At 53.1% G+C, this 11,405-nt stretch carries 10 protein-coding genes; 4 read left to right on the top strand and 6 right to left on the bottom strand.

What is annotated here, in order from left to right; translation table 11 throughout:
* Nucleotides 1-259: 259 nt before the first annotated feature.
* The 3 genes from J1785_RS19475 to rstA are packed head-to-tail and all read right to left on the bottom strand — an operon-like array spanning nt 260 to nt 3,796.
* Nucleotides 260-1,741, bottom strand: a complete 1,482-nt coding sequence (locus J1785_RS19475; RefSeq protein WP_217220250.1) for a carboxypeptidase M32 — start codon at nt 1,739-1,741, stop codon at nt 260-262.
* A complete protein-coding gene (rstB, locus tag J1785_RS19470) occupies nt 1,725-3,068 on the bottom strand; it encodes a two-component system sensor histidine kinase RstB (RefSeq protein WP_129951190.1) in 1,344 nt (447 codons plus the stop codon). The genes J1785_RS19475 and rstB overlap by 17 nt, the downstream gene beginning before the upstream one ends.
* Nucleotides 3,065-3,796 (bottom strand): two-component system response regulator RstA, encoded by a 732-nt coding sequence (gene rstA, locus J1785_RS19465; RefSeq protein WP_129951191.1) that lies wholly within the window; start codon nt 3,794-3,796, stop codon nt 3,065-3,067. Before rstA ends, rstB begins: the two co-directional genes overlap by 4 nt.
* Nucleotides 3,797-4,079: 283 nt before the next feature.
* On the opposite strand from rstA, the gene J1785_RS19460 reads away from it, so the two are divergent.
* Nucleotides 4,080-4,499, top strand: coding sequence for a hypothetical protein (locus J1785_RS19460; protein WP_129951192.1), 420 nt, complete (start codon nt 4,080-4,082; stop codon nt 4,497-4,499).
* A gap of 63 nt (nt 4,500-4,562) precedes the next feature.
* On the opposite strand, the gene J1785_RS19455 is transcribed toward J1785_RS19460, so the two are convergent.
* From J1785_RS19455 to J1785_RS19445, 3 genes are read right to left on the bottom strand one after another with little or no spacing between them, the layout of a single operon-like run.
* Nucleotides 4,563-5,798, bottom strand: coding sequence for a c-type cytochrome (locus J1785_RS19455; RefSeq protein ID WP_217220249.1), 1,236 nt, complete (start codon nt 5,796-5,798; stop codon nt 4,563-4,565).
* Nucleotides 5,795-7,558, bottom strand: a complete 1,764-nt coding sequence (locus J1785_RS19450) for a GMC family oxidoreductase (RefSeq protein WP_129951194.1) — start codon at nt 7,556-7,558, stop codon at nt 5,795-5,797. The genes J1785_RS19455 and J1785_RS19450 overlap by 4 nt, the downstream gene beginning before the upstream one ends.
* A gap of 15 nt (nt 7,559-7,573) precedes the next feature.
* A complete protein-coding gene (locus J1785_RS19445) occupies nt 7,574-8,323 on the bottom strand; it encodes a gluconate 2-dehydrogenase subunit 3 family protein (protein ID WP_129990769.1) in 750 nt (249 codons plus the stop codon).
* 348 nt (nt 8,324-8,671) lie between these two features.
* Between J1785_RS19445 and J1785_RS19440 the strand changes: the two genes are divergently transcribed.
* From J1785_RS19440 to J1785_RS19430, 3 genes are all read left to right on the top strand, one after another.
* Nucleotides 8,672-10,180, top strand: coding sequence for a YchO/YchP family invasin (locus J1785_RS19440; RefSeq protein WP_217220248.1), 1,509 nt, complete (start codon nt 8,672-8,674; stop codon nt 10,178-10,180).
* A 195-nt stretch (nt 10,181-10,375) separates the two neighbouring features.
* Nucleotides 10,376-10,885: a hypothetical protein gene (locus J1785_RS26810; RefSeq protein ID WP_238483288.1), complete on the top strand. Its 510-nt coding sequence runs from the start codon at nt 10,376-10,378 to the stop codon at nt 10,883-10,885.
* A 1-nt stretch (nt 10,886) separates the two neighbouring features.
* Nucleotides 10,887-11,216 (top strand): hypothetical protein, encoded by a 330-nt coding sequence (locus tag J1785_RS19430; protein ID WP_129951197.1) that lies wholly within the window; start codon nt 10,887-10,889, stop codon nt 11,214-11,216.
* Nucleotides 11,217-11,405 lie beyond the last annotated feature (189 nt).

The following is an 11,405-nucleotide window of genomic DNA, read 5'->3' as shown; positions in this document are numbered from 1 at the left end:
CTTGCTGAACGGAGCGGCTTCGAGACCTATGGCTCGAAGACCGAGAGAAGGCACCGCGTAGCGGCAAGATTTCCAGCCTGTCACAGATGTTTCTGAAACATAGCCAGCGAGCGGAGCGCGCAGTAAAAGAGCCTGGGGGTCTTGGGGGCGACGGCGATAAGCCGCCCCCAAGTCGGTGTGGGCCGACGCCCACGACCTTAAGGCCGGTTTGGGTGGCAACCCACGGTCTTGACTTTGACCTTAAGGCCACTCCCTCCGCCTACAAGTATCGCCCTTCCAGATGCGCCCGGAAGAATGCCGGGTTCAGCGTTTCGCCTGTCGCGTTTTTCATCAGCTGATCTGTCGTGAACCGGCTGCCATGCTGCCAGATATTCTGTTGCAGCCACTGGAACAGCGCTGTCAGGTCGCCACGGACAATATCATCCTGCAACGTGGGTATGGCTTTGTTGGCAGTCCGGAACAGTTGTGCAGCGTACATCGCGCCCAGGGTGTAGGTCGGGAAGTAACCGAAGCCGCCGTCGGTCCAGTGGATATCCTGCATACAGCCGTCGCGGTAGTTGCCAACGGTATCGATGCCCAGATATTCCTTCATCTTTCTGTTCCACAGGGCCGGGATATCATCCACTTCAATTTCACCTTCCATCAGCGCTTTTTCGATTTCATAACGCAGGATGACGTGCGCCGGATAGCTCAGTTCATCGGCGTCAACCCGGATAAAGCCCGGCTGGACGCGCTGGTTCAGCTTCATAAAGTTGCTTTCGTCCAGTCCTTCGCGATGGCCGAATTGTTCGATAACCAGCGGATAGACAGATTTCAGGAACGGCTCACTGCAACCCAGTTGCATTTCAAACAGCAGGCTTTGAGATTCGTGTACTCCCATTGAACGGGCGTTGGAAACCGGCTGGCCCAGCCATTCTTTTGGCAGATTTTGCTCGTAACGTGCATGACCGGTTTCATGGATAACGCCCATCATGGCGCTGAGGAATTCATTTTCGTTGTAACGGGTGGTGATACGCACATCCTGCGGGACACCGCCGCAGAACGGGTGCGCGCTGACATCCAGACGACCGGCATCGAAATTAAAGCCCAGTTTGCCCATCACTTTCAGACCCAGCTGGCGCTGTTTTTCGATGTCAAAGGGCCCCTGTGGCGCAATGCGTGTCTCCGTTTTTTGCTTTTCGACCACGGTTTGTAACAGATCCGGCAGCCAGGTTTTGAGATCGCCAAACAGCACATCCAGTTTCTGCGAGGTCATGCCCGGTTCGTATAAATCGAGCAGGGCATCATAGCGGCTTATGCCCGCGGCCTCAGCGCGTAACTGCGCCTCCTGACGGCTCAGTTTCACCACTTTTTTGAGATTTTCTGAGAAGCCTTCCCAGTCATTCGATTTACGCTGGATACGCCACGCCTGTTCACAACGTGCGCCTGCCAGCGATTTGGCCTGAACCAGGCTTTCCGGCAGTAAAGCGGCCTGCTGATAATGACGGCGCATTTCACGCAGATTGGCCTGTTCCAGGTCATTAAGCTGTTCGCCGCCAGCCTGTTCCAGCCATTCACCAACCTGCTTCGCGGTGAGGATCTGATGCGTCAGCACGCTCAGCTCGGCCAGCGCTTCCGAGCGGGCCTGGCCGCCTTCCGGAGGCATCATGGCTGCTGCATCCCAGCCTGCAATCGCCGATAAATGGCCAAAGCGGGACAAGCGGGCGAAGGTATCGTGTAATTTTTTATAGGCGCTGGTCATTGTGGCTCCCTTCCTGATTTTCGTTATTAGGCTGTTCTGCAGCCAGGTTGAATGTGGGTTTTACCGGCCAGCTGAAACGCAGGCTGGCACCGCCGAGCGGGCTGCCGTCAACAGCAACCCGCCCCTGATAAGCGACGGCGATGGAATGGACGATTGCCAGCCCCAGCCCGCAGCCGCCGGTGGCGCGGTCGCGGCTCGGATCAAGGCGAACAAAGGGCTCAAAGATGCGGGTCCGTTCTTCCGGCGGGATGCCCGGCCCGTCGTCTTCCACCTGCAGGCAGGCCAGTTCACCGTCGAGCCACAGGCTGACGCGCAATGTCTCCTGAGAATAACGCAGACCATTGTTGACCAGATTGTCGAGCACACGTTCCATCAGGCGTAAATCCACGCCGCCGAAATCGGTATTTTGCGGCGCGTCATAAAGGATCGTGCGCGCGGTGATCAGCCGGAAATCATCGACTTTGTCTTCCAGCCATTCGGCCAGATTAACTTTTTCCAGATTAAGTGCCACCTGCGGACGGTCCAGGCGTGCATAAGTGAGCAATTCGTCGATCAGCGCTTCAAGCTGGCCGATATCGCGGTTAATGGCGTTTTGTTCCGACTCCGGCAGATTTTCACTGATTGCCAGCCGGTAACGCAGGCGCACCAGCGGCGTACGCAGTTCATGGGCGATGCCGTCAATCAGAAGTTTTTTACTGGCAACCAGGGTGCTGATGTTGTCTGCCATCTGGTTAAAGGCAACGCCCAGCCGGTTGAGGCTGGATGTCGAATCAAAATCAATACGTTCGTCGAGATGACCGTTACCGAGGCGCAGCGCGGAATTCTCCAGCCGCAGCAAATCCTGCCAGTGTGGGCGCATCCACAGAAATACCGGCAGGGCCAGCGATAAACCGATGAAGATCAGCAACCCCAGATCCAGCAGCCGCATTTCGTGCATATAAAACAGGTACGGAATAGGGCCAACGACCAGTACGTAATGGCTGCGCGGCACACGCTGAATAAAGGTATATTCGTCATCGAGCGCAATAATTTCGCCATCTTTAAGACGCTGATCCAGTGCGGGACTGAGTTTGCGTTTACCTAGCGGCTCGATATGCAGTTTGAAAGACAGATTCAGATCCAGCGTATTGATGGTCTTGTTCCAGTCTTTTATCGGAATTTCCCGCAGCTCACTACGCATCAGGTAGAGCGAGCTTTTCATCAAATCGTTCATGGACTGACGGCCGGTGCGTTCTGCGGTGACTTTGTAAACCAGCCCGACCAGCATCGCCATTACCAGAAAACAGACCAGCAGTAACAGAAAGAACTGAATGAAAAGCTTTTTCATTCCTGCAAGGTCTCCCAGGCATTGGGAGCAAACAGATAGCCTTTATTGCGTACGGTTTTGATGCGAAAGGGCTCCAGAGTGTTGTCGTACAGTTTGCGGCGCAGGCGGGAAATCGCGACATCAATGCTACGATCCAACCCGTCATAGCTGACCCCGCGAAGGTTTTTCAGCAGTGCTTCGCGATCCATAATGCGCCCTGCGTGTGTCGCCAGTTCCCACAATAAATCAAAGTCGGAAGTAGAAAGCACTATCGTTTCATCCACCAGCGTCACTTCACGGTTAACCGGGTCGATGCACAACTGACCGAAATGCAGGGCATTGCCACTGCGGAGTGTCTGAACCGGTTGTTCATTTTGGGTATTCTGCGCCGGACTCTGACGTAAATGCAGCCGCAAACGGGCCAGAAGCACCGCCGGTGGCGTCGTTTTCAGAATGTAATCGTTGGCCCCCATTTCCAGCGATAAAATGTGGTTCATGTCGCTGTCGAGCGACGTAAGCAACACAATCGGACCGGGGAACACCGGCCGTAAATCCCGGCACAGTGTCATGCCATCTTTGCCCGGCAACATGATGTCGAGCAGAACCAGATCGGGTTTTTCTTTTTCAATACGTGCCTGCGCGGTATCGCCACGTGGTTCAACCAGCACGTCAATATCATGTTTACCCAGATAGGCGGCGATCAGGTTGCCGACTTCTGCATCATCTTCAACAAAAACGATTTTATTCATTGGCTTGCTGCTTTAAGAAATCCGGTGATTAGCATAACGTGACCCGCAGGGCGACGCTATCGTGCTAGCGTAATAGAACATGTCAGTTTTGCGCGGTATTTTCCATAACCGCAAAATACTTTGGTCAAATTCTGAAATATTGCCGTTGTCAGTTTCCGTTACGCAAAGCACCGCAAGCGACTGGCAAAGTGTCAGTGAATTATGCCATTATATAGATGAATATCTTCGGCGTTATACATTGATTAAATAATTGATTGACCCTGACCAGGAAGAGGAAGAGGGGATGAATGAAAACCGCCTGGTACCCGATGCGCGCAGTCAAAAAGTATCCTTTGACTATATGGAATACCTGTCCGCATCCTGCAAAAAGAAATGGAGTTTTGTTGATGCTATTTATGGCGTGATGCCATTTTTTGGTATGGTTCTGAAATCCCGTTCGAAAAAAGAAAAATCCAGGCAGGAAGCTTTGCGTGCACTGGCCTTACAGGTGGTTTCCACCCAGGTCAGCGACGAGACCAATATTGTCCGGCTGATAGAACTGGCTGAGCAGCAAAATATGTACAGTATTGATATCAATCTGCCTTACTCGCTGACGGAAGAACAACTCACAGCAATAAAAGTAGAATGCAAACACCTGGTGCAGTTAAGCCAGAATAATGATCATTTGTTAGTCCAGATTATGCAGATGCCTCCCCGGCATTGATTTCCCCGGCTGCATTCATGAAAAAGACCGCTTTCGCGGCCTTTATGTTTTCAGGCTTTCCGCTTATTTTTTCAGTTCTGCGCGTAAGTCTTTCACGTCTGAGGCAGAAACCGGCGCGGCGGCATTTCCCCAGCTGTTACGGATATACGTCAGCACATTAGCCACATCGGCATCGCTCATGGTGGCATCAAACGATGGCATTGATGGCGCGGTCGGTTTGCTGTCCGTTGCCACAGGACGGCTGCCCGCCAGCACTACGCGCATAAGTGAAGTGGCGTCGGTCTGGTTGATAAGCGGTGAATCGGCCAGACGAGGGAACAAACCTTCCTGGCCCATACCGGTTGGGGTATGGCAGGCAGAACAACGATCAGCATAAATATTCTTGCCAGCTATCATCGCCTTATCGTCAGCTTTTACTGGCTCAGGGGCGTTGTTACCGCTGTCATGTCCGCTGTCTTTCAGATAAACCGCCACGGCCTTAAGATCATCATCCGTCCAGTGACGGGACGAATTGGTGACTTCTTCCGCCATCGGACCGGAAGCAATATCGAAACGGTTAGAACCGGTTTTCAGATATTGCATCAGATCTTCCTGCGTCCAGTTACCGACACCGGTGTGTTTGTTGCTGGTGATATCCGGCGCGACCCAGCCTTCTATCACGGTCCCTTGCAGGAATTCACTGTCTTTGTCGCCGCCGAGCAGGTTCTTCGGCGTATGACAGGTACCGCAGTGTCCCAGACCTTCAACGATGTAAGCACCGCGATTCCATTGGGCCGACTTATCCATCTGCGGTTTAAATTCGCCTTTGTTGAAGTTCAGCCAGTTCCAGCCCATCAGACTGGTACGCACGTTGAACGGGAAGGGCAACTGGTTGGTTTCAATTTCATTATGCACCGGTTGCAGAGTTTGCAGATACGCCCAGATGGCGGCGTTATCTTCGCGTGTCACTTTCGTGTACGCCGTGAACGGCATCGCGCCGTAAAGACGTTTTCCGCCGTGACCGATGCCCTCCGACATTGCGCGCTGGAAATCATCGAAACTCCATCTGCCGATACCGGTTTGCGTATCCGGTGTAATGTTTGCGCCCACTAAACGGCCAAATGGCGTTTCAATCGGCACCCCGCCGGCAAAAGGTTTGGCGTCCGGCGTGGAGGCGGTATGACAGGCGGCGCAGTCGCCCAGGGTCGCCAGGTAACGCCCCCGTTCAACCTGTTCGAAAGAGCCATCGCCCGCCGCGTGGCTCAGTCCGCTGATGCTCAAAGCCACTAAACCGAGTGAGAATGACGTTAACTTTTTCATGCGATCATCTCTCCCGGTTTTTTCAGATAGTAGTTACGGATTGCATGGGCGGCTTTAAACGCCAGTGCGCCGACGGTTCCGGTCGGGTTATAGCCCGGGTTTTGCGGAAAGGCAGACGCGCCGACCACAAACAGATTAGGCACATCCCAGACCTGCAGATGTTTATTCACCGAACTCGTGGACGGATCCGCACCCATCACAAACCCGCCGACGACGTGCGAAGACTGATACGGCGTACCGTTCCAGTGACCTTTCATCGGGGTGGCCACCAATTGACGAGGATTCATCGCCTTGGCGATTTCGGCTACTTTACCGGTGCAATAGGCGGCCATTTTCAGGTCATTTGCCGGGAAGTCAAAAGTGACGCGCAGCAGCGGACGCCCCAGACGGTCTTTATAGTTCGGATCAAGCGACAGATAGTTAGTTTTAGTGGTGTAGCTACTGGCTTCACAACCGATCGACATCGAACTGAGATAATTGGCGACTGTGGCTTTTTTCCATTCGCTGCCCCATTTCGGCGTTCCCGGCGGAACAGGGCGGTAGCCAATGGGCGCTCCGCCGATGGGCGTTACGCGGATACTGCCACCGCCAAAGAAGCCCAGGCCGCTGTGGTCAAAGTTATCGTTATTGAAATCATCGATGCCCATTCCAACCGCGCCTGCGCCGATGAACGGGTTAAAGTTTTTGTCATCAAAGAAGAGCTGTACGCCGTTCGCGGTCTGATAGGCATAATTACGGCCAGTGGTGCCGCTTAACGTGACCGGATCATAGGGTTTGCCGATGCCGGAAAGTAGCATCAGGCGGACGTTTTCGAAGGTAAACGCACTCACAATCACCAGGTCAGCCGGTTGTTCCCATTCATCGCCCGAAGAATCGATATAGACCACGCCCGTGGCGCGTTTGCCGGTAGAGTCGGTCAGCACCTGCATCACTTCACAGTTAGTGCGGGCTTCGAAATTCTCCTTGCGGATCAGCGCCGGTAATACGGTGGTGATGGCGCTGGCCTTGGAGTAGTTCGCGCAGCCGAAGTTTGTGCAGAAACCGCAGAAGGTGCACGGCCCCATTTTCACCCCGAGCGGGTTAGTATAAGGCTCGGAAATCAGGGAGGAGGGCACCGGGAACGCTTTGTAACCCATATTGCGCGCCGCTTCAGCAAACAATGTCGGGCCATAGGGCTGATCGAGCGGGCGGGTCGGATATTCAATCGAGCGCATCCCTTCATACGGGTTACCGCCTTCATGATGTTCCCCTTTGACGTTGCTGGCTTTACCGGAAACCCCGGCCAGACGCTCGAAAGAGGCGTAATGCGGTTCCATTTCATCCCAGTCGGTGCCCCAGTCTTGCAGAACCAACTCTTCCGGGATGGCGTTAGCGCCGTAACGCTCGGTCAGATGACTTTTCAGGCGGAATTCATCCGGCTGAAAGCGGAAAGTAATCCCCGCCCAGTGGTTGCCTGCGCCGCCGGTGCCATTTCCCGGGTGAAAAGAACCCCATTCGCGCATCGGCAACGCGGTTTGCGCCGGGTTGTTGCGGATGGTAATGGTGTTCTGGCGGGTACGTAACATCAGTTCCTGCCGGGAGCTGTAGCGTAACTCATCTGTCACCGTAGACACGTTAAAGTCACGGGCGGTATCACGCCACGGGCCGCGTTCAATCGCCACCACATTCAGCCCTTCGTCGCACAACTCATTGGCGATGATCGAACCTGCCCAGCCGAGCCCGATCACCACGACGTCGGTTTTAGGTAATTTTTTTGCCATAATCGTGTTCTGCCCTTAGCTTTTTATTTTCCATGCGTCACCGCCGGAAATACTCAGCGGTTCGAGATCGAGTTTCTGATTGTGCTTGCCGATATAGTCGCGGTAGTCGTAACGTGCGCCGGGGAAGCCCAGCATTTTCCACGACACCATATTGCGGTTACCGCCGTAAATCGGGTCAGCAAAGAAACCTTCCATCGTGTTCTTCAGTGCAATGGCAAAGAACATTTTAGAGTCGATCCCTTCAAGGGCAATTTTTCCGCTCTCGAGACCTGACAGGATGTGATCCTGCTGCTCACCGGGCAGATCTTTGAATAACTTCTGATGCTGTGACCGGGTGTATTTATCTAATGCGGCCAGGCCAAGACGGTAGCGCTGTTGCGGAACCAGCGACGACTGATCGCCTTGTTCCGGCGTGCCATCCTGGAAAGGGCCTTGCATATAAAGCCGGGAGGCGGTGCCGTAGAATCCGGCCAGCTGGCGGTCAATAAATACCGCGCATCCGGCGTCTTTACCGCCCACGCTCAGATCATCGGCGGGCACCAGACGGTCAACAATGGCTTCCATGGCGGCGGCTTCGGCTTCGGTGAAGAACACCCAGCCATCGGTCTCGATGTGCGGCGGCGGGCTGGCGTCAAAGGGGCTCCACACGGGCGTGCCTTTGAGCGTCACCGCATTTGCGGCTTTGGCTGCACCCAATACTGCGGAGGCGGCCGTGAATGAGAGAATTTGTCTGCGGGTCACGCCGGGCAAGGTTTTTTTGCTCATTTATGTTCCCTGTTTGTACATATCACTTTAAGGTCCGGACGCACTCTGCCAGGGCAGTCGGGTGGCATCGGGATAATCGTTAACCTGCTAAGGATAAATGAAAATAGAATGTAAAGATAAATAGTTCGTTTGTTAAAAATGTTATTAAATGTGTGTGATTGATATCTTTGATGTAATTTTAGGCGATATTTTTTGCGATGTGGCAACAAATTAGCCCTGCGTTCACTCTGGAAATGAATGAGCATGATTTGACTGGCGATAAGGCGGTGTGTGGCCGTTCGTGGCGTGAAGGTTGAATTATGCTGACTGTACGGTAAGATCAAACCTTACTCATGAAATGTGTAAGGTATGACTGAAGTCACAGATTTTTTTTCTGATTTATTGAAGCGATTTGCAGGAAACACCTGCGCCTCTTTGCTGCTTGCAGGGGGAGCCGCCTTCTATGCTGTAAGCGCCAGTGCGCTGACGGTAGGATCTGGCGAATACGGCGTTCCCGGTTATAACCTCAACGGTTTTCTGCCCGCCAGTGACGAAAGTTCTGTTTTTAATAACGGAACCCCGGCCCAACCTTCCCGGATGTTACCCAGCCTCGGCAGCCAGTACATACAGAACAATACCGGGCCCACGGCCATGGAAAAACAGCTTGCCACCGCTCTGAAAGAGCTGGGAACCACGACGGCGGACAGCGATGATCCCTTACGGGTGCAGGCGGAAACGCTGGCACTGAGTCAGGCGGCGAAACTGGTGCAAAAAGAAACCAGCAGTTTGCTTTCGCCGCTGGGCACCGTCAGCACCTCGCTGGACATGACCGGCCATAATCTTGACGGCAGTTCCGGTCGGTTATTCAGCCCGCTGTACCAGTCTGAAACCAATCTGGTTTACAGCCAGATCGGCCTGCAAAGCGAGACGGATGCCACGGTTGGTAATTTCGGCCTCGGCCAGCGCTTTAATACCGGTACGTGGATGCTGGGGTATAACGCGTTTGTGGATAACGACTTCGACCATCAGCTGACGCGCGGCAGTCTGGGCGCGGAGGCGGGGACAGATTACCTGCGCTTTTCTACCAATTATTATCAGCCGTTTTCCTCCTATAAAGCCGACAGCAGCACGTCTGCGCAACTGCGGCGTCAGGCGCGTGGCTACGACATTACCACCAAAGGCTATTTACCTTTCTACCGCCAGTTAGGCGCTTCGCTGAGTTATGAGCAGTATTTCGGTAATCAGGTGGATTTGTTCGGCAACGGCACGCGGCAGAGTAATCCGTCGGCAGTGTCGTTTGGCGTCAATTACACCCCGGTGCCGATCGTGACGGTGATGGCTGAGCATCAGGCCGGACAGGATGGGGATAATCAGGATGTAGTGAAACTGACACTGAATTACCGGCTGGGGGTGCCACTGTCGCAGCAGTTGTCCTCACAGAACGTCGCGGTAGCGCGCTCGCTGCGCGGAAGCCGGATGGACATGGTTGACCGCAATAATATGCCGGTGATGGAATTCAAACAGCGTAAGACCTTGTCGGTATTTCTGGCCACGCCGCCGTGGTCATTACAGCCAGGCGAAACGGTACCGCTGAAACTGCAACTGCACGCGCTGAATTCTGTGGTGGCGCTGAGCTGGCAGGGCGATACGCAGGCGCTGAGCCTGACGCCACCTGCGAATAACCGGAATCCTGATGGCTGGAGTGTGATTGTGCCACCATGGGATGATTCCCCGGACGCCACCAACATTTATCATCTGTCGGTGACTGTGGAAGACAGCAAATCGCAGAAAGTCACCTCCAACTGGATCACGCTGAATGTATCCCCGCCACTGACGGCTCAGCCGCAATACGGCAATGATTCAGGGCTGAATTTCTGATCGGGGCCTTCGCTCCGCCCCTTCGCAGGGGAAGGGAGCCGACCTGGCCACTGAGGGTTTAGCTTTTTGCTCCTCCCCCTGCGAGCAGTCTCTTTATCAGATCTCCTCATCAAGAAGCAGTCGCAGAGGAGGGAGTCACCACACTTTATTACCCAAAACTTCATTTCCCTATCCTGCTCATTTCGTGGTCATGTAGTGGATGATGTTCACGTAATTCTTACCTGTCAGACAATATTAAACGACTTAACTACAGTGGGTGCAGCTATTGCGATTACGTCAGTGATGGCCGGGCTCGGGCTTAGTGGGTTAGGGACTGTCAGTGAAATTTCCCAGTTAGAAAAACTAGCTCCAAGACAGAGCACGTTAGCAGCAGGGGCTGCCCGCGCTAAGAAATTTTCAGGAAATTGGCCGACTGCGGATCTGGATGAAGCATTGAAGAAATTTGCCGGAAATCATCCTTTGGTTACAACTACGAACTCAGGAAAACGGATTTACGCTCACCCTGAGACTGGTGTACAAGTCGTTGAAGACTTAAACGGCGACTATTTCCGCATCAATGACCCCTCCCTGTCAGGCAAAAGAACCTATTTAGATCTTGATGGTATTGTTCCAAATAACAAAATACTTGAAGGGGGCAAGCAAATAGGAAGGACTCAGAGTGAATATAATGAAGTCACGCATTTTAACATTCCAGGACGTAAATAACATGAAATGTATCTCTGTACCGACCAGTCAAGATGCCATGCAACGTCTTGATCTTGATGTATCTCTTGAGGGAGATTTGATCGAAGTTACGATAACTGATGAACAATTTCAGTCTCTAATCGATACAGGTGTTATCAGTCAATTGAACCAGTTCATCGAAATTAACATAGACGAATTCGAAGATGAGAAAATTATCGGCATTCGTGATTTAACATTGGCTAAGAGTATTCTGGGGCAGGTTTCTCCATCAGATCGTGCCAATGCTGAAGTATTGGTGTCCCAAATAAATAAAGCGATTGAGTACAATACTGGCGTATTCTTTTATTTTTGACCTTAATACTCGGAGTGCTCCTCCACCTTCGCCTGTCTCTTGATCAGATCTCCTGATCAAGAGACTTCGCAAGTTTGTAGCCTTCAACGATATTCTGCAGCTTGAGCCAGCCTTCCCACATCACTATCCAGCCTGCACGACCCGTACGTTTGCTGTCGTATCAATGACCCATTTTCGCCAGCGCCGTTC

It is taken from the genome of Rahnella perminowiae, from assembly GCF_019049755.1.
Taxonomy (GTDB): Bacteria; Pseudomonadota; Gammaproteobacteria; order Enterobacterales; family Enterobacteriaceae; genus Rahnella; species Rahnella perminowiae.
The sequence above is the reverse complement of the archived record's forward strand: the minus strand, read 5'-3'. Positions and strand labels throughout refer to the sequence as shown.

What these genes read in the sequence shown, in the direction of transcription:
- J1785_RS19475 (WP_217220250.1), bottom strand. Translation starts at nt 1,741, where the DNA reads ATGACCAGCGCCTATAAAAAATTACACGATACCTTCGCCCGCTTGTCC.
- rstB (WP_129951190.1), bottom strand. Translation starts at nt 3,068, where the DNA reads ATGAAAAAGCTTTTCATTCAGTTCTTTCTGTTACTGCTGGTCTGTTTT.
- rstA (WP_129951191.1), bottom strand. Translation starts at nt 3,796, where the DNA reads ATGAATAAAATCGTTTTTGTTGAAGATGATGCAGAAGTCGGCAACCTG.
- J1785_RS19460 (WP_129951192.1), top strand. Translation starts at nt 4,080, where the DNA reads ATGAATGAAAACCGCCTGGTACCCGATGCGCGCAGTCAAAAAGTATCC.
- J1785_RS19455 (WP_217220249.1), bottom strand. Translation starts at nt 5,798, where the DNA reads ATGAAAAAGTTAACGTCATTCTCACTCGGTTTAGTGGCTTTGAGCATC.
- J1785_RS19450 (WP_129951194.1), bottom strand. Translation starts at nt 7,558, where the DNA reads ATGGCAAAAAAATTACCTAAAACCGACGTCGTGGTGATCGGGCTCGGC.
- J1785_RS19445 (WP_129990769.1), bottom strand. Translation starts at nt 8,323, where the DNA reads ATGAGCAAAAAAACCTTGCCCGGCGTGACCCGCAGACAAATTCTCTCA.
- J1785_RS19440 (WP_217220248.1), top strand. Translation starts at nt 8,672, where the DNA reads ATGACTGAAGTCACAGATTTTTTTTCTGATTTATTGAAGCGATTTGCA.
- J1785_RS19430 (WP_129951197.1), top strand. Translation starts at nt 10,887, where the DNA reads ATGAAATGTATCTCTGTACCGACCAGTCAAGATGCCATGCAACGTCTT.